Annotated in this window: 5 protein-coding genes and 1 tRNA gene; 2 read left to right on the top strand and 4 right to left on the bottom strand. The window is 57.7% G+C overall.

Translation table 11 applies throughout. From position 1 onward, the window contains the following. Positions 1–104 precede the first annotated feature (104 nt). From ABL922_RS06785 to ABL922_RS06775, 3 genes are read right to left on the bottom strand one after another with little or no spacing between them, the layout of a single operon-like run. The gene (locus ABL922_RS06785; protein WP_349023452.1) at positions 105–1,508 is read right to left on the bottom strand and encodes a TolC family protein; all 1,404 of its coding nucleotides are present in this window, start codon (positions 1,506–1,508) and stop codon (positions 105–107) included. A 14-nt stretch (positions 1,509–1,522) separates the two neighbouring features. Continuing rightward, complete coding sequence (locus ABL922_RS06780; RefSeq protein WP_349023451.1) at positions 1,523–2,248, bottom strand: OmpA family protein; 726 nt, start codon at positions 2,246–2,248, stop codon at positions 1,523–1,525. A gap of 44 nt (positions 2,249–2,292) precedes the next feature. Next, positions 2,293–17,367 carry a DUF5801 repeats-in-toxin domain-containing protein gene (locus ABL922_RS06775; RefSeq protein ID WP_349023450.1) on the bottom strand — a complete coding sequence of 5,025 codons (15,075 nt, stop codon included), beginning with the start codon at positions 17,365–17,367 and terminating at the stop codon, positions 2,293–2,295. A 439-nt stretch (positions 17,368–17,806) separates the two neighbouring features. Between ABL922_RS06775 and ABL922_RS06770 the strand changes: the two genes are divergently transcribed. Both ABL922_RS06770 and ABL922_RS06765 read left to right on the top strand, forming a co-directional pair. Beyond that, the gene (locus ABL922_RS06770) at positions 17,807–19,468 is read left to right on the top strand and encodes a histidine kinase (RefSeq protein WP_349023449.1); all 1,662 of its coding nucleotides are present in this window, start codon (positions 17,807–17,809) and stop codon (positions 19,466–19,468) included. Then, positions 19,461–20,126, top strand: coding sequence for a response regulator transcription factor (locus ABL922_RS06765; protein ID WP_349023448.1), 666 nt, complete (start codon positions 19,461–19,463; stop codon positions 20,124–20,126). The genes ABL922_RS06770 and ABL922_RS06765 overlap by 8 nt, the downstream gene beginning before the upstream one ends. 68 nt (positions 20,127–20,194) lie before the next feature. Here ABL922_RS06765 and ABL922_RS06760 read toward each other — a convergent pair. Further along, positions 20,195–20,269, bottom strand: a tRNA-Glu gene (locus tag ABL922_RS06760). Between the last annotated feature and the right edge of the window lie 159 nt (positions 20,270–20,428).

The raw sequence follows: 20,428 nt of genomic DNA, 5'->3' as shown, positions 1-20,428 counted from the left end.
AATATTTTGATATAAAACAATAATATTGCAGGGCCCTGCAGCTCGTTTACCTTGTTTTTCGAAACGCCGATGGAGATCCACTCCACCGGCGTTCCGTCATGACGTCAGTTCGAATAGCGGCGACGATTGGTTTCTGCCGGCGGAGTCGGGCCGACCTTGAACCGATCACGGGCATTGGCTTCTGCATCGGGACGAGCACCTACACCCAGTGCCTGCATCAGCTCATTGGCGGCTGCCAATATCTTATACTCGGCAAATGTCTCGGCAAAACGCGCGGTTTCTGCACGAACCTGAACATTATAGCGCGTGTTTTGCGCATCAAGCACGTCGAGGAGCGAACGGCGACCGACATTGAACTGTTCCCGATAGGAAAGCAGCAGGTCGTCCGAAACCTTGCTCTGGCGGTCAAGTTCGCCGGCCAGTTTGCCCTGACTGGTCCAGGCATTCCACGAAACGCGGACATCCTCTTCAGCTTCACGGGTCAACTGATGCAGGCGGAAGCGAACTTCGCTTGCCCGGCGAACCATTTCCTGCACCTTTGCGCGGTTTATGCCGCCGTCAAAGATCAGCCAGCGCGCGACCACCCGGGCTTGCAAGTCATTCGTTTCTCCACGGAATCCGTCAATGTCATCGCCGATACGGGCATTGCCCTCCAGCGAGATTGTCGGTCCCAGATCGGCTTTGGCCTTGCCGATAACCGCGTGCGCGGCATCGAGATCGGCCTGTGCTTCACGCACCTTCGGGCTCTGCAGGCGAACCTTTTCGATCGCTTCGGGCAGAGTTCCGGGCAGATTGGCACGCAGCGACGGCGGCAAGGTTGCCGAACTGTCGATGTCGAGACCGGTCAGCGTCCGGAAGGCGATTCCGGTATTGACCATATCTTGCTCGGCTTCGGTCAGCCGTGCCATCGCAGCCTGCAGACGTTCTTCGGCCTGCTGCTGGTCAGCGATGCTGATCGACCCCTTGGTCACGCCTTCGCGCAGGTCACCTACCAGCTTGTTGTGGAAGGCGACATTGTCCTGTGAAGCCGCGACGATACGCTGCTGGAGCAGATAGTCGAGATACTGACGCGAAACCTGCAACGCGATGAATTGCGAACGTTCATCGACGCGATAGGCGGCACCATCGGTGCGCGATGCCTGACGCTTCAGTTCGTTGGCGCGATTGCCCGAATCGAAGATGATCTGTTCGGCACGGACACCCGCTTCCATCGGGTAGAGTTCGTCATTCTCAATACCGAGCGCACGACGGGTCGGGTTTTCGAGGCGGCGTATGCCGACCGAACCCTCAACCGTGATCCGCGGCAGGAACAGGCCTTGCGCCTGTTCGCGCTCGAACTCGATCGCTTCCTTGTTCATCGCAGCCTGATTGATTTCGGGATGGCTTTCAACCGCCACCTCGACAGCGCTTTTCAGGTCAACACTCTGCGCATATGCCGTTCCCGAAAGGGTGAACAGCAGCGCGGCGGGGGTCGCAAGCATCAGCTTGGCTTTTATGCTCTTTTTCATGATCACACTCCCAATCAATTGCCGCGGTCTTGCGCGAGGACTTCAACACGGCGGTTTGCCGGTTCGCGAACGCCATCGGCGGTATCGACTTTCGGCTGGCCTTCGCCCTTGGCGACAACCGTCATGTCGCCACGGGGAACGCCAAGACGTTCAAGCGCAGCGGCGATGTTGTTGGCGCGGCGCTGTGACAGGCCGTTATTATAAGCATCGCTGCCCGATTTATCGGCATGGCCGGTAATGGTCAGCGGGCCCCAGCCGCACTGGGCGCGGTTCTGGGCAATGGCCTGCAACGTCGTTTCGGCTTCACCAGCTGGGACATCGACATTCCAGTCGAAGAACACTTCGGTTGCGCGCGATGCCGTGCAGGCAGGCTGTGGCGCTGGTGGCGGCGGAACATATGGCGCCGGCGTCGGTCGCGGAGCCGCCGTCATCCGGGCATAGAAAGCATCGCATTTGTTGATGCTTTCCTCATCTTTGGTCGAGGTTTTGGTATAACCGATGGCGATACCGCACCACACCTTGGTCTCGGATGCCCAAAGGAACTTGCTGTCGTCAGACCGCACGACATTGCTATCTTGCGTCATGGTAACGGCAGCATCGTATCGCGATGTCAGTTCCGACCGCAACTCGGAAACTCCGAGGTCGTTGAGCGGCGAACGCGGGCTGGCCTGGGCATAGGCCGTCCCGCCGGAAAACATGGTTAACGCAATACCTCCTGCGGCTAGAAGCTTATTTTTCATAGTCTTGCTCCCTGTCTGGTCTCGGTAAAATCTGCGTCCGCAGCTCAGCCGTGATGGCCGGTGGCTGCGGACAATTCCATATGCGTGATAGTTAGCTGGTCGATCATATCGTTTGCGTTGTTGAAGCTGAGCGCTTCGAACACCGGATTGTCACCGAATGTCTGCGCAAGGCTGTCACCTAACAGCGACATATCGTTTGCCGGCCCCGCCAATGCATTGAGCAGCGCGTCGACATTGGCGCCTTCGCCCACCCCTCCCGCAAGCGCGTCCGCGACGACATTCTGCAATGCGCTTTGCGCGAAATTGGCTTCCTGAAGCCCGATGAGCGCCTGCGAGCCTGCGTCAACCGCCATGCCCATCGAGCTGCCATTTGACATGTTGAACATGCCATGGTCGATTTCGGTGGGTGCCAGCAGGTTTGCCGTGATCGCGTCGATGCGGTCGCCGCCAAAGCTGTCGTCCTGGAAGGCGTCGATATCAGCCGTTCGATCAAAGCTGCTGAACTTCACCGCATGGTCGCCAAAGCTCGATGCTCCGGCATCCGGGCCGTTCAGCCCGCCGAACAAGTCGCTGGCCTGCGTTGCTTCGAACGGTGCCGACTGCAGGGCAGCAAAGCCGTCTGCACGATGGCCGCCATCGAAGCTGCCGACTTTCGAAAGAACCGCATCTATTGCGTCATGTTCGATCGCCACTGCTGCAACCAGCCCGGCTGCAACCATTGAGCCTGCCATTCCGGCATTGGCCGAAATCAGAACGCGCTGATCGTTTTCGTTGGCAGCAACCTTGGATCCGCCTGCCGTCGCAAAGCTTGCATCGGCAACGTTATCGGTTGTGCCATCGGCCCTGGTGAAGCTTGATGTGCCATAGACAGTTACGTCGCCATCGGCGGCGGCATATTCCACGCCATCCGAAACCAGATTGATGCTGGCGATACCGGCATCGCTCAGGCTCTGGAACTCGCCAGCATCGGTAACGCCGTTGCTGTTCGCATCCTGCCACACGCCAAACTTGGCGAAATCGGTATCGGATGCATCGAGCACACCGTCCTTGTTGCTGTCATAGTCAGCTGCAAGACCCTGAAGATCGGTCAGGCCATCGCGGGCGAAGATGATTTCCGCGCCATTGTCGACCCGGTTATTACCATTGCCGTCAAATGCCAGGATACCGTCATCAGCGCCGACCCAGGCGGTGTTCTCGGCTTGACCATTTCCGTCATAGTCAAACTCTACTCCCGATGCGACCGGGATGAATTCGACTCCGTCACCATCAAGGTCAAGCGCGACTGGAGCAGCCACCGCATTGACGCTGACATTTGTCGCAACGCCGTTGATGAGGACGCGAACAGAAATCGAAGCCGGGATCAACGTGTCGAGCGTCGCCACGGTAACGAAATTGTTTCCGCCGCCGTCGAGATCGACCTGAATATCGCCGCTACCCGACAGATATTTGACATATCCACCAGTGACAACATTAGTGCCGGTTGGCACCGAAATAAGCTGGGTGAGATCGACGATATCACCTGCTGCGTAGTCGGTGATGATATCGACTTGAGCCGATTCAGCAATCGATCCCAAGTCGATGACGAAGGTGTCGTTACCTGCTCCACCTGTCATCGTATTGAGTCCAAGTCCGCCATGCAGCTTATCCAGCCCGCTACCACCATTGAGAGCGTCGTTACCTAGACCACCATAGAGTGTGTCATTGCCGTCATTACCGTTAAGCGTATCGTTGCCTGCATAGCCGGCGATGGCATTGGCATTGGCGTTGCCATTGACCGTGTTGTTGCCTGAATCCCCGAACAATGTGTCGGCACCGGGTGGCAGGATAGCCGCCTTGACTACACCCGAAACGGCATCGCCATCGCCATCAGTCGCGTTGACATTATAGGCAAGGTTGATCGGATTGCCGCTTGTGATGGTTTCTATCGAGAAGATACCAAGGTCAAAGGCCGGTTGCCCTGCCGTGGCCGATTCAACCACTACCGCGTCGAACGCTGAGGCGGACCCGATCTTATATTGGTCATTGGTCTGCAAGCCCGAGATCAGCACGCTGCCGTTTCCAGCGAAATCCACTGTGAATCCGCCCTGCGTTCCGTCCGCCGTGAAGGTGAACGACAGTCCTGAACTTGCGTCGATCACAACGACCGAATTGATCGTGCGGATGGTCTCGCCGCCTTCGGCTGCGCTGCCAGGGGTGTTACCATAGGTTTCGTCATTGTCGGCGTCGATAGCCCAGACGCGGACTGCTACAGAGTTGGATGCAGGCCCCTGAACCTGACTAATAGTCTGACGGAAGCTCGCAACACCGACATGGTCGGTATAGGCAAAGCCATCTCCAGAGCCATCTGCGGTCAGGTTGCTCACCAAGTCGATGCGCACTGCTTCGGTCGGATCAATAGTTTGATTGCCGACGCCGATGCCCGTCGTGCTGGTATTGATCGTGCCGCCCCGACCTGAAAGCAAAACATCAACCGCGTTGGTCGCATCCCCCGCACCAACTCCCCGGATCGCAACGTTACCTGATGCAGCACTCGTCAGATTGCTGATCGAGATTTCCGAACCATTGGAAATGGTGTTGTTGACGTCCAGCGTGAAAGTGTCGCCGCCGGGGTTAAGGTTGATCGTGTAACCAACGGTACCGCCCGAACCAGTCGAAGAGGTGGTCGCCGTCAGAGTACCCGTTCCGTTACCGAACAGATAGAGCTGTTGGCCGCCAATCTTGAGCAAGCCACCATCCGTATCACGTGCCAAAGTCCCGTTGACGATGTTGAAGGTCGCACCGCCAGCCCCGTCTGCACCTGCAGACGCTGCAAAAACGAGCGCAGCCGTGACCGCTGCGGTATTGCCGTTCTGCGCAATGGCGGTGTCCGGATAGAATGCTCGCGGCGTGTCATCATCAAACGTGATGTTCAGCACGCCGCTATTGGTGGATCCATCGGTATCCGCAACACGATAGGTCAAGGCAACCGAGGCGTCATTTTCCCCGGCAACATTGCTGTGCAGGACATTGTCGACGAGGGTTACCGTGTAGGACCCGTTGCTCGGATTGTTGAGCTGGACCGTGAACAAAGTATCTCCAACGCGGTTGGCATCGGGCGAAACGGTGATGGTGGCTGTCAGCAGGTTTGTGACCGCATTCCAGCTGTATGCCACCGTTTCCAGGCCTATGGCACTGGTCGTTCCCTGAAGCTGGGCGAAGCTGATCGCTGCAATCGGATTGTCGGTTGCGGTGATGTTCAGCGTACCATTGTGAATAGCTTCGCTTGCGCTGGCGGGGACTTCGCCGGCATTCGCGTCAAGATCGCCTGTGCCGCCTGCGTTACCGCTCAAGGCATCATCATCGACGGTTGCAGTGACCGGTGTAGTGCCGGGCAATTCGTTATTCTCGACCAGAACACTCAGGGCAGCCGTTGCCGTATCGCCATCACCGTCGACAATAGTGTAGTTGAACACTTCGGTCGTATCTGCGGGCACTGTGCGCGGAGGCGTATAGCTCCACGCACCGGTGAAGAAGTTGAACGTCAAGCTGCCGCCCGCTTCAGTTGCCGCGGTAAAGCTGGTGGTTCCGTTGATTGTCGCACCGCCACCCGAAACGGTAATTTGCGATCCCGCACCGGTCACGCCATTCCACGTATAGACCGGATCGGTTACCGCAGCAGTCGGCACTGTGATCGACAAGATGCGACCGCCATCGGTGCCAAAATCATCGTTGATATCGAGATCGCCAGTGATCGGTGCGGGTGCGAACAGCGCAGTGAGCGTATCAATCAGATCATCAAAGTTGGCGACCAGAATCGGCGCACCGGCTCCATCAACGTCGATCTGCTGCAGATTACTGTTGTTGATACCTCCGCCGACACCAATCGCTGTGACGTTGATCCCATTCTGGTCGACAAAATTGTTCCATTGCGTCGCCACTGCCGGCATCAAAGCTTGTCCTGATGGCAGCCCGTCGGGTTGGTTTGGATTACCATCGCTCAGGAAGAATACCTGATTATTTGCGGTCTCGTCTGCAGCATAGTTGGCCAGCAAGGTCGTGATAGCATCGGTGAAATCGGTGCTGCTCCCAATTGCCGGAGGACGCGTTCCGCCCGTGGTGGGGTTGACCGTGTCGAGATAGGCATTGGCTGCAGCTGCGGATGTGAAGGTCGCACTCGCCATCGCACTGGTGGCGAAAAGCACGAATTTGACCGAAACATTGCCACCTGTCGAACCGAACAACGCGGTAATTGCGGCTTTGACAGCGACAAGTTGCGTGTTGAGTTCAGTATTGTCGATAGATCCCGAGAAATCGATGACGAACGCTGTGTTGAAATCCTGCAGGACTTCGTCGGTTGCGCCGGATTCGCCGGTCGCTGCCGGACCGTCATCTTCAAATTTGAAGAGTTGCGAAATGTCGACGGTGTCATTCGCGGAGTCGTTGTCGCGATCGGTAATTGTCACGCCAAGTGACAGCACGCCTGAATTCATCAGAGCTTCGCTGCCACCATTTTCGTCATGGTTGCTGCTGTCATTATGTTCGACTGCGCGGAACTGGTTGATCGTGGCGGTGCCGTTTGCCGGATCGATCGTGATGCGGAAAGATAGCAGCCCGCCGGAACTTCCCACCCGCCCTTCGACCGTGGTCGAATTGACCGAGACGAGGACGATGCCACTATTGGTGACAGCGTCGACTAGCCCAGATGGCGGGTTTGTGCCATTAACTGTCAACGAATAGACGCGCAACGCCTCTCCATCCGCCCCTGCATTTGCCGATACTAGGCTGACGATAGAGCCGGTCGCATAGCCAAATGCGCCAACTGCGGCGCCAGGCAGCGTTTCGTCTTCGTTGACACGACCGCCTTCATTCTGGGTCGAGCCTGTCGTACCGAGCGATTCATCAACGATGAGTGCTGTGCCCGAAGCCGCGATATCGATGGCCGGACCATCATCCTTGAAGATCAGCTTGTCGCCAATATTGATGGTCTGCTGTGCCGTATCGCCATCGAAATCGGTCGCGGACGCGGTCAGGGTGACCAGATTGGCCCCTGTCAAGCCGGTCGACTGGTCAGCTGTGGTGTTGGGCGTGTGAGCCACAGCACGCAACTGGTTGAGTGTGACGCTGCCCGAGCCGTTCACGGTTACCGTGAAGACCAACTGGTTGGTCGTCACCGAATAGCCTTCGACAACACCGCCAACCACCCGCAGGTGGACCGCTTCGCCCGTTGCCATGTCGACAAGGCCTGATGCCCCGCTGACTGCGCCAAGCGCATATACGGTCGAACCGGCACCATCGGCGCCATAGTTCACCGTGAAATTCGTGGCGAAGCTGGCTGAAGCATCGGTAAGCAGCGTGGTTTCATCGACAGTCAAGGTCGGGACAACACCCGTTGTGCTGACAGAAGGACCGTGATCGTCGAAACGGACATTGCCGCCGAGATCGATGGTTTCGCTGTCGCTGGCCGTATCCCCGTCATTGTCGGTGATGGTCGACGACGCGGTCAGGTTGACAAGGCCATTGGCCAGCAAAACCGAATGATCCACGAACGGAGTGCCGGTCGGGCTTGGGTCGCCTGAGAGCGGATGGTCAATCTGCTGATATTGGGTCAGCGTAACGACCCCGCCTCCATTGACACCTAGCGAGAACACTACCGAAGCGTCAGTTGCGCTCGCAGGTGCGCTGAGCGCGGTCGAACCGACAATCACACCGCCAACACTATAGAGCTTGATCGCAGTTCCGCCGATCGTCAGCCCCGAATTGGTTCCGGCGGCAACGGCTAGGGTCAAAGCATAGCTCAGCGTCGGGGTCGCGGCCCCGTCGGCACCGCTTGTGGATGTCAGGCCAAAGACGCCGGCAAAATTGGCAATGCTGGCTGCGTTGTCACTCAAGCCTCCAATGGTTTCAGCATCTTGCGTCGCTAGGACAACGGCTGCGTCGTCGCCCTTTGTGACATTGATCGTTGGGCCATCATCTTCAAAGCGGATGATGCTGCCCAGATCGACATTGGCAGTATCGGTGTCGCCGTCGAAATCGGTCGCTGTGACGCGCAGGGTCAGTGCACCTGCGGTCAGCGGCGCCGAATCTTCATCATGCGAAGCGCCTCCGGACAGATGCTCGACCGCAAGGTTCTGCGTAACGGTTACCGCACCGCTGGTCGTATTGACACTGACGGTGAAGGCCACCGCGCCGCCGATTCCGCCCACACGGCCTTCGATAACGCCGGGCGCCGCAGTGTAGAGCAGGATCGCGGTGTTTGTCGTCGACAGCAATAGCCCCGAGTTCGCGCCTTCGATCGGCAGAACAAAATTGTAGGCATAGCTCGTCGGCGCATCCGCGCTGGTGACTGCATTGGTGAGCGTGAACAGGCTGGCCGCTGTCATGGTGACGCTGCCCAGATTCCCGCCTGTTGGATCAATTTCACCGCCGGTCGCGACAACGCCGTCGGTTTCGTCGATGCGGATCTGCGTTCCGGTCAGCGTAAGGGTGACATCCGGACCGTGATCGGCAAAGGCGATATTACCGCCCAGATCGATGGTTTCGCTGTCAGATGCCGTGTCGCCGTCATTATCGGTGATGGTCGACGACGCCGTGAGCGTGACCTTGCCATTCGCCAGAACCGCAACATGATCATCAAACGGTGTTGCCGAAGCGCTGGGATCACTGCCGATCGGGTGATCGATTTGGCTGTATTGGGTTAGCGTGACCACGCCGGTGTTGGACGTCGCAATGTCAAACACGGTGTTGCCAGCAGTTACGGCACCGGCATTGGCCGCGGTCGAACCGACAACCTTGCCGGCGATCAGGTACAGATTGATGGCCGTTCCATTGCTGCTCAGGCCAGAAACTGCATCGGTCACATTCAGGCTGAACGCGAGGCTCGGCGCGGCAGCGCCGTCTGCGCCACCATTTGAGGTCAAACCGAATACGCCATCGAAATTGGCGGAGCTGGTGTCGATATCGCTGATCGCACCGATCGTGTCGGCATCCTGCGTAATCAGTACAGCGTTGGCATCGCTGCCCACAGTTACATTGAGTGTCGGGCCGTCATCCTTGAAGGTGATGCGGTCACCGATAGCAACGGTTTCACTGTCGGTGTCGCCATCATAATCGGTAATCGTGATGGTCGCGTTGATGAGGCCTGAAAGCGTCAGGGTGTCGTCATGCGCCGCGCCCGGGGCGCCATCGACGATATGTTCAAGCGGAACGAACTGCGTAACCGTCAGTGTGCCATTGGCATTGATGGTGGCGGTAAAGGCCGTCTTCACCGAACCATCATTGTAGCTGCCGGTGACGGTCTTGCCGTCGGGTGACAGCGACAGGCTGATCGCATGGTTGCCGATCGCGGTCTGCAGCGTGGTGACGCCGCCACCCACAACCGAAAGAGCGTAAGTCGTCGCGTTGGCCACTGCTGCACCATCTGCACCAAAGGCCGCTGTGGCCGTCACAATTGCCGCAGCAGAAGTCTGGCTGATGCCTGCAACGCCAAAGCCTGCCGGCGAACCGGCGGTGGTTTCATCCAATGTGACCGAGCTGTTGCCCGAAGCATTGGTCAGAACCGGGCCATCATCGGCAAATCGGATATTTGCGCCGATGTTCACCGTTTCGCTGTCGCTGGCGGTATCGCCATCACCATCGGTAACCGAAGCCGAAGCGGTCAGTGTGATCGCGCTGTCGAGCAACGTTTCAAACTGGTCATCATAAGGACCATTGGCTTCGCCGGGCAATGCATGGTCGATCTGGCTATATTGGGTCAGCGTCACCACTCCGTTGCCGCTGACAGCCACCGAGAAGACCACCGATGCAGCTGTTGCGCTGGCAGGTGCTGTCGCCGAGGTCGAACCGACAATGACATTGCCGATCTTGAACAGGTTGATTGCCACGCCGTGGCTCGTGAGGCCCGAGGCACCACCCGCTGTATTCAGCGTATAGGCCAGCGATGGTGCAACCGCACCATCGGCACCAGCGGCCGAGGTCAGGCCAAACACACCGCCAAAATTGGCAGCACTGGTCGCCACATCTTCCGCCGTCGGAACGCCATCGGTTTCTGCATCCTGCGTAACCAGCGATACACCAACATCTTCACCCTTGGTGACATTGATCGTTGGGCCATCATCCTCAATCCGAACGATGCTGCCCAGATCGACGGTCGCCTTGTCGAAATCATTGTCGAAATCGGTCGCGGTGGTTTCGACGAGCAGTACGCCTGCGTTCATTCCACCCGACGTCTCATCGTGATTCGTCGTATCGCTATGTTCGATAGCGATCAGCTGCGTCATGGTGACAGTGCCGTTCGCCGCGATGCTGAAAGTCAGCGCCACATTGCCCGAAATCGCACCACGCCCTTCGACGACTGTATCGCTTACGCGAAACAGATTGATCGATTCGTTGGTTGAAGAGATCAAATAGCCGCTCGGCGTATTGTCGGTGACGATAAGCTTGTAGGTCAGCGTCGCCGGGCCGTCTGCACCCGATACAACCGTTGAAGTGTACAGATTGCCGATCGCAATCGTTGCGCTGCCCAGATTGCCCGTAGCGTCCGGATCGACTTCGGTTCCCGCAGCGACAACGCCATTGGTTTCGTCGATGGTCAGCAGCGCGCCATCTTTCAACGTTGTTGTAAGAACCGGCCCATCGTCCGCGAAGCGTACATTTCCGCCCAGATCAACGAACAGATTCAACGAAGCGCTATCGCCGTCACCATCGGTGTACACTGCGGTTCCGGTCAGTCGCACAAGGTTGTTGGCGAGAGTTGCGAACTGGGTGTCAAAACCGCTATCCACACCGGGGCCGGCATGATCGATTTCAGCAAACTGCGTCAGAGTCACAATGCCTGTGGTCGCGCCGACGGCAATCGTGAAGATCGTGTTGGTCGCATCGACCGCGCCAAGGCTGGCGGCGGTCGAACCTGTAATCACACCCGCGATATTGTAGAGGGTGATTGGCGCGCCATGGCTGTCTAGCCCGGAATCCGGGGTGCCGCCTACCGTTGCCAATGCATAGGTCAGTACCGTCGTTCCAGGCAGGTCGTTGCCATAATTGGCACTTGTGCTGAACACGCCTGAGAAGTTGGCTGTAGTGACGGCAAAATCGCTCGCCGCTGCAATAGTTTCGGCATCCTGCGTTGTCAGCAGAACACCCAATTCGTTAGAAACGCTCAGCGATGCGCCGCGCAGGCCATCGTCGAAGAAACGCATCCCCTGCGATATTCCGACTGTTTCGCTGTCGATGTCGCCGTCACCGTCCTTGATCGTCGCGGTCAGGTTGATGAGGTCTGCTGCCAAATCAAAGAACTGGTTCGCACCGGTATCCGGGCTGTGCACTACGGCGCGGACCTGATCGAGCGTGACCGATCCGGTTGTCGCATTGACGGTGACAGTGAAGACGATGTCGCCGCCAGTCGCTGTCCGGCCGACGATGACGCCGGCTTCGTTTGTCAGCAGTACAGCCTGACCCGTCGCCGTATCCTTGACGCCGCTGTCCGTGCCGTCTGCTGCGATCGACAGTGTGTAGGCGATCGAGCCCGTCGCCGCTGGACCATCGGCATTGTAATTGATCGTGAAGAGCGATGACATGTTGGCCGTCGCATTGGTGGTCAGTGTTGTATCGTCGACCGACAAGGTTGCGGCGGCTGCAGCATTGCCTGTGATATCGGGAATATCGTCAACCACCTGAACTGTAACCATGCCTGTCGCGCTGTCGCCGTCTTGATCGGACGCAACTACGGTTACGGTGCCAAGGCCTGCAGTCTGTGCTGCGAGCGCCAGTTCGTGCGGTAGATTGTCTGCGAGCGTCACGGTGACACCGACAGTGCCGCTGGTTGTCGCAGCGATGCTCGCTGGGGCGGTCAGCGCAATAGTGATTGCAGCGGGGCCACCATCGGTCAACGCACCAATGATAGTTTTGCCGTCGCCCGAAAGCGTCCAGAAAAGGTCGGTGCCTGCGCCGTCGATATTGGCAACCAGATCGGCGACACCTGCAAAGCGGAAGTCGACCAGATTGTCCGAACCAGCGGTAAATGCCAATGTGTCGCTTGCCACTTCGGTCGTCAAGACAGGGTCACTGCCCGTCGCAGCAGGCGTGTCGAGTGCGGCTTCATTGACCGTCAGCGTCGACGTATCGCCACCGATTGGGCCAGATCCATCATTGATGGTTATCGTGATGCTATCGCTCACCGGGTCGCCGTCACGATCAGCCCCGCTGACGGTCAATGTTACCGTCTGAGGCAGATCGTGATCGAGATTGCCGCTCGGTTGGAAGGTGTAGGTGCCATCCGCACGGAAGGTCAGCGTGCCCTGCGCCAATGCAAAGGTAGCCGGCGCGCCGCCAAGCGTGAAGCTCTGCACCGTGCCGTTGACGTTCAGGCTGAGCGTCGTCATGCCATCGGCGCCCGGATCGAGCGTCCACACGCCATTATAAGGAGCGCCGCCCTCTGTAACGCTTGCGGTGGCGCCACCGATTTCGAGTGTCGGCAGATCGTCGACAACGGTAACCGCAAAGCTGCCGCTGGCAGGATCGCCTTCGCTGTCGGTGACGGTGAAGCCGATAGCTGAAAGTATATCGCTGTCTTCGCTGCCAGGAACCGCATGCTGCACCGGCTGGAGCAGTGTTGCAGTATATGTGTAGGTCACGTCACTCGCGCCCGGACCTGCAACCGCACCGGTGATGCTTATACAGATGATTTCTTGACCATCGGCGGAACCGACCAAGTCGTTGCCAACCTTGGCAAAGGTCACGGGAAGCCCGGCCAGCGTGACCAGTTGGCCATCCAGTGCGGCACTGTCGTTAAGCGAAATCGATGCAAGAAGGTTGGTCGGAACGTCGGCGCCAAAGCTAGCGACCAGCGTGCCTGTGGCGCTCGTGCTGTTTGTAGAAGTCACTTCGCCGGGCAAACCATTGTCCGCGTTCGCACCTGCAAAGCCGTCTTCATCGGCCGTCAGGTTCGTTACTCGAACGATTTCGGGAATTGAATCGGCCAGCAAATTGAGCGTAACCGTCGTGGTCGACGGGTCGCCATCGGCATCGGTTATGGTGTAGGTGAAGCTGTCTGTGCCTTCCGCGCCGGCATTCGGCGTGTAGGTGAAAGTTCCATCATCGTTGTAAACGACCGTGCCCTTGGACGGGTTGGTGGCAATCGCAACACCGGTGACTAGGTTTACGCCGTCGGCACCTTTCACATCGTTTGCAAGCGCATCAAAAGTGAGTGCCGTCTGTTCCGCGACCGAATAGGTGCCATCCGGCTTGGCGGTGGGCACATCGTCAACAATGCGCACTTCGACCTGGTCGGTGTCGGTTGAACCGTCAGTATCGGTGACAGCGACATCTAACAATTCGGTCAAGAAATTCTCTCCACCCGCATTGGCATGCGCGGTGTTGTCGGTCAGCACATAGCTGTAGCCGATGGTAATAGCTGTCGCGTTGCCATCTGCCGGAGCCGAAATCGAGGTGATCGTGAACGTGCCATAGCCGCTGGTGATCGTCTGGCCGACAAAGGCTTCTGTGCCACCGATCTTGACCGACGCGATGCCGTCAAGGCCATTGACGGTGAAGCTGCCCGTCTGCGTGAGCGAATCCGGAGTGGTATCCGAGCCGGCAGGTTCAAGTTCACGCACGGGCAGATCGTCTTCGTCAACAATCAGGTCAGGGCCTTCGACGTTCAGACCGTTGATCGTGATGCGATCGTCGCTGCCGTTTATAGTGATCGTCAGCGTCGTGGTCGAAGGATCGCCATCACCGTCGGTGATGGTATAGATAAAGGTTTCGGTCAGCGTATCGTTGCTGTCCAAGCCCTGCACACGCGGATCGAAATTGTTGAGTGTGTAGGTATAGCTGCCGTCGGCATTGAGTGTCAGCGAGCCATATTCGCCCGGCGTATCGCCGTTTACAACGCCTGCAACTTCATCGCCATCGACGCCCGTGTCGGGATCGAATGCGACCGCGGTAACCACCGCGCCATCTGCGCCTTCAGTGTCGCCGACACCATCGGTCGCATTGGCATCAAAGCCACCGACGCCGGTGAGCACATTACCGTCCGCTTGCGGATTGCCTTCGCCATCGACGAATGCATCTTCGGTAACCGAATCAATATCTTCGCGCGCCGTCGGCACATCGTCAACGATATCGATGACGAGCGTTCCGGGCGTGTTGTCGCCATCCTGATCGGTGACCACAACGGCAAAGTCATCAAAGGTCGCGTCGCCAGAGGTGTTAGTGGTCAGCTCATACTCATAGCCGATCGCACCCGGTGCAATGCTGGTGATGGTCAATGTCCCGAAGCTGCCGGTGAAGGTTTGGCCGACTGCAGTAACCGCAGCGCCGTCAATGGTAACCGTCGCCGGGCCATCAGGTGCTGTGTAAGCGATTGTTCCAGCCGTCAGTTCGCTGTCAGCGCCGGCGTCAGAACCGGCAGGCAGGCCTGCCTCTTCAACTTGCGTGCCAGCCTCTCCCTCGGTCGGAAGGTCGAGCGTGGTTTTGCTGTCGTCAATGCTGATTGTCAGCGTCGCGGTCGAGGGATCGCCGTCGCCGTCTGTGATCGTGTAAGAAAAGACATCGGAAACGCCACCTGGCGTCCCCGGATTCCGGGCGTAGCTGTAGCTGCCGTCGGCGTTCAGCGTCAGGACGCCATATTGGCCGTTGGTGGTGCCATCGACCGCACCAGCGCCGCCAAAGCCGCTGATTGCGGTAACGGTTACGCCGTCAGCACCGGGCGTGTCAGCCCCGCCATCGCCTTCAGCATCGGTGATAACATTGCCCGTCGCAGGGCCATATTCACCAGCGGCGATGTTGTCGGCATCTTTGATTGCCGTCGGCGCGTCATCGTGAATGCCGATGACCAGCGTGTCATTTGCACTGTCACCGTCGCTGTCAGTCACGACGACATTGAAACTGTCGGTGGCGCCCTCGCCCGATGTGTTGTCAGTCAACGTATAGCTGTAGCTATAGGCGCCCTCTGAAACGGTGACGGTCAGCGTGCCATGCGCGCCAGTGACGGTGCCGCCAGCTGTAACGTTAGTGCCATTGATAACAAGCGACTGCAGCGTATCGCCACCGGTCGAAATGGCGATGGTGCCGGTTGTGTTTTCGCTGTCGGATGATTCATTCGAACCTTCAGGCTCGCTGCCGCGTGCGGGAAGCCCGGCTTCATCGACGAAATTTTCGCCGCTGACATCGACCCGGGGTTGTGAATCTTTGAGCAAGGTGATGGTTACGGTCGCGGTTGACGGATCGCCGTCGCCATCGGTGATGGTGTATTGGAAGGTGACCGTACCTTCTTCGCCGGGCGCAGGCGTGTAGGTGAAAGTGCCGTCGCCATTATAGGCAAGGCTGCCTGCGCCGCTCAGCGATTCTGATACAATAGTCACGCCGGTCGACAGGTTGACGCTATCCGCGCCGGGAGTGTCATTGGTAAACACATTAACCGTGACGGGCGCGTTTTCGGTTTCCTGGATTGCGCTATCATTCACGGCAAGCGGGGCGTCATCAATGATGGTGATGTTCAGATCATCATTGGCGGAATCACCGTCAAGGTCGGTGACCACGATCGGGAGTGTTACCGTGCTACCTGATGTGTTCAGGGTGTTGTCGTTCAATGTATATGTGTAGGTGATGCTGCCATTTCCGGTAACCGGATCATAGCTGTAAGCCGTGATGACCAACGTGCCGGTCGCATCCGAAACCACCTGCTGGGGAAGAGCTCCCGGTGTGATCGTTACCCCCGATATTGTCACACTCCCGACGCCGTCGGGTGAATTGAAGGTGATCGTTCCGCTGGTGCTTTCAGGATTACCATCAAACTGCGAACCCGATGGTTCGCCATCGCGCGCGGGCAGGTGCGGCTCGCGCACCTGAGTGCCTTCGCCGATTTCCGGCACAAAGACGATCCGGTTGGGGGCATCGCCAATGTTAATTGTCAGCGTCGCCGTCGATGCGTCGCCATCACTGTCGGTCAGTTGATAGGTGAAAACGTCGGTGACACCACCGGGCGTGTTGGTGTTGCGGACATAAGTGTAGGTGCCGTTGGCACCCAGTGTCAGCGTGCCATATTGGCCGTTGATCGTGGTGCCGACAGCAGCAAAGCTGCCCGAGGAGCCAGCGCGGAAGCCGGAAATGGCGCCACCGTCTGCGCCCAAGGTGTCCGCTCCAGCCGAACCGCTGGTGGTTCCAGCACCCGACAGCACATTCCCGGTTTCGGGGCCATAGGTTCCGCCGGCAACGCTGTCGGTATCATTGCGCGCCGTGGGCACGTCGTCAGCGATGATGATGGTGAGACGGGCTGTCGAAGAATCCCCATCGGGGTCAGTCAGCACGACCGTAAAGACATCGGTCGTGTTGTTACCAGAGGTATTGTCGGTCAGTCGATAAGTGTAAGGTATCTGGTCGCCGGTCAGCGCGCCAAGTGTCAGCACACCATTTGGTGTGGTGATCTGCTGACCTTCGCCTGTATAGACGACGCCATTAATCGTGATGGATGCAATGCCATCGGGCGACGTGACAATGATCGTTCCAGTTGTCGAATCCGATCCATTGCCTGCCGACGAGCCCGGCGATTCAACATTACCGTTGGTGCGTGTGCCGGGCAGGCCGACTTCGCTCACATTATCGGTAACGTCCTTGCCAGCCGGGCCGCCATCCTGAATGTTCACATCCGGATCGCGATCGATCAGACCGGGAACCAGTTCACGCTGCTCTGGTTCGGGGAATGCCAGTTCGGTCGGCGGCAAAAGATCTCCCAAACCGAAGGGGTCGCCAATATCGCCGGGAACCTGAGAAAAATTGCCACCCGAGCTCTGCGGTGGGCCAGCCGCCGGTTGCGGTTCCTGACCGATCAGCAGGGCAGCAAGGTTGACGGGAGGGACAGCAACGCCATCGACCACAAATTGGGGCACAAAAACTGCGCCGTCAGGAACGACAACTTCGCTGCCATCGGGCATCCGGATAACCAAATCCCTGCCAACAACACGGATATTGTCCAGCGATACACCCGCAGGGAGCACAAGCTGCCCGTCCTGCCCGGGAACCAGCGCCGCTGCCTGCAAGGCAAATTGCGCATAGGCTGTCGCGGCAGCTGCAATAGAGGCAGCGGCTGTGCCATCGATGCTTTCTGCGGGAAGGATCGGTGTGATGTTGCTGTTGTTGGCGTCCATGGTGTTGTCCTAGTTTGCCAAAATGGCCACACGGACGACAAAAGCCCGTGCGGCGAAGGTTGGTTGATTGGAAATGAGAATCGAAGCTAGCGGGTGGATTCGTGTTGCTGCGCCGAATCGCTGCGCTTCAACTTTCGAAGGGACCAAATGGTCACACATGTGCACTTTTGCCTCCCGTTGCAGCTTTCAAAAAGCGCCGAACCCTGCCGGGTTTGGGCGTTGAACGCTGTTCTGTTTGGCGACCCCGTGAATCCTGTTTTTCGATTCGTTAACAACAGGGTAAGCATGATTGGCGAGATATCGGCAAGAAATATCGATTCCGTTTACCATTTATTACCGTCCGCAGAACTTCGGATATATACCAAAAGAAGTATATCTTTCAGGGCTCCGCACCAGCTATGATCTGGGTGCAAACTGCACAGGCGAGCGCATTGAACACATGAATCAGCTATTCCGGTTCCTGCTTTGGGCCCCATCGATGGCAAGGCTATTTCTCGCTCTTGCCGTGATGGGAGCTCAATATGCGAAGGACGGCTCGCTGGTTCATCCCGCTTCGCTCGCCATACTCATCTGGGCATCGATTTCGATCGGATTGAATCTCCTGACCCAGGTGGCAAGCGTGCAGGCATTGCGCTGGTCGATGCTGATCGATGTTGCGGTGGCCGCAATCGCTGTCTGGTCGGTGCCTTCGACTTTGGTTCAGGCGCTGGCTCTGCTGGCAACGTCATGCCAGCTTCTTTTTCGATCGGGATTGTCGACTTATTACATCGTCAGCCTCGCTGCTCCGTTAATTGTTGCTGCGATCGCAACAGGCCTTTCGGTCGAAACCGTTGCAAATTCAGACAGCATTCTGCTGTCGCTATTGAGGCAGATCGTCTTTGCGATGGCGATTCTCAATGCCGGGGCCGCGATTGCGCTTTCTACACTGCGCGGGGATCAGATTCGCCAGTTTCGTGACCAGGCGGTTTCGATCCGTATGCTTAAACTCGAACGCTCGCTTGAATTTGATCTCCAGCGCTTGGTCGAATCGCTCGCATCGCTTTTCGGGCCGGGCCGGGCCTTTTGCTTGATTGGCGAATTCTCCCAGCACTCAGTGCCCCGGCAATTCGAACAAGGTGGTTCCTTGCATCTCAATGAACATGAAACGCGAAAACTGATCGGTTTGGGTGACGAACTGGGCCATTCTGACGTCGTTCTGGATAATGTCACTCAGCTCACTTTTCCTGTTTCGGGCGGATCCCATAGGGGCGAAGGCCTGCCCGATCAGGCCAAAGGCACAATCACTGCACTATCGCGTGAAGGCGTGGGGCGGTGTATTGCAAAATGGATCAAAATCGGGCGCGCGCAAGGTATTGTTGTTTGCGCCATATCAACGGTCGACGCGATCAAGCTCTACGAGGCACGGATCGTTTGCGAAGCTCTGGACGAGCTGTTTCCCTTGCTCGATAGCGTTTCCGAGGCTGAACGCCATTTTATCGCCGATGCGCATGACGTTGCCCGTCGCGATCTGCACGATGGAGTGCTGCAAACGCTGGCAGCGGTTCGCATGCGTCTGCTGACTGCGGCACGCCGCCCGGACATCAAAGATCATCCGCTACAGACCGAGGTTCGGAAGATTGCGGATATCTTGACGCTCGAACAAGCCCGGCTGCGGGGTCTTTTGGAAACAAGCGAGAATGAAGACCACGGTATCAACCTTGTCACCACGCTTGGCGTCGCCCTGCGGGCCATTTCGATGCAGTGGGAAATCGATGCCCGGTTGGAAGTTGAAGAGCCTGCCATTCCCATCGACAAAGAGTCTGCAATCAACATCGAACATCTGGTCAGAGAGGCGGTTGCCAACGCTGTGCGTCATGCCAACAGCACACAGTTGACAGTCAAGCTTTCGTTACACCAGAATGCTCTCCAGATCGCGATTATCGATCGGGCCGACAAGTCGGCAGGGGGCAGGGTTAAAAAGGGTGGAAAATCAATGCCTTTGAAATCGGCTTCGCTGCTGCAGCGGCTTCGACTCGTAAACGGTTTTGCCTATGCCGACGGCTTGGACAAAAGCGCCATTCTCGCTGTCACCATTCCAATGCAGAGGATCGACAATGCATAATGTCCTGATTGTGGACGATCATCCCTTCTTTTTGCATGGCTTTAGCCAATATGTAGAAAGCAGCGGCAATTTTGCGATCACCACTGCATTGTCAGTGGATGAAGCCATAGAAAAGATCGACGAAGTGCAGCCCGATCTGGCCATGCTGGACGTGACCATGCACGGTGGTGGCGGATTGAAAATATTGCGCCATATTCGTCGCCATCACCCAAATGTGCCGTCGATGTTCCTGACGGTCCATGTTGATCCGGAACAGACAATAGAGGCAATGCGGCTGGGCATATCCGGAATTGCCTTGAAAGACGCGGATCCCGAAACAATCATTTCTGCGATGAACGCGGTGTTGGCGGGAGGCAAATGGTTCGACACCGACGTGACCGAGCCTGCGCTGCGTTTCTCGATCGACAAGCCGAGCCGGAGTTTGCGTTCGAATGATCTTCTCACCAAACGGGAGGCGGAAATTGTCGAACTCGTGTGCCAGGGGCTGCGCAACCGCGATATCGCCGCGCGGTGCGATCTGGCCGAAGGAACGGTGAAAATCCACCTCAACAGCATCTTCCGCAAGCTGGGCGTCACATCGCGTTCGGAACTGATCGTTCAACAGGGTGGCATGAAGGCGGCACAAGCAGGCGCGATTGCATCCGGCACCGAACACTAAACTCTGTAACGAAACCAAATACGGGCTCGGATTATTTCAATCCGGCATCGCTCAACCATATGAATAGATGGTGACCCCTACGGGAATCGAACCCGTGTTTCAGCCGTGAAAGGGCCGCGTCCTAACCGCTAGACGAAGGGGCCAATCGCTTGGCGAGCCGCGCCTTTACGGATTCGGGCAGGCAAGGTCAAGCGTAAGATTAATCGGTGAAAGCGGCGTCGTCGATATGCAGCTCTGCCTTGGGTGTCGCGCCCCAATCGTCGGTCTTTGCACGGCCCGCCAGCCAGTATTTGCGGCCACGC

It is taken from the genome of Sphingorhabdus sp. (genome assembly GCF_040079335.1).
GTDB lineage: Bacteria > Pseudomonadota > Alphaproteobacteria > Sphingomonadales > Sphingomonadaceae > Sphingorhabdus_B.
This window is presented reverse-complemented; position numbering and strand designations above follow the sequence as displayed.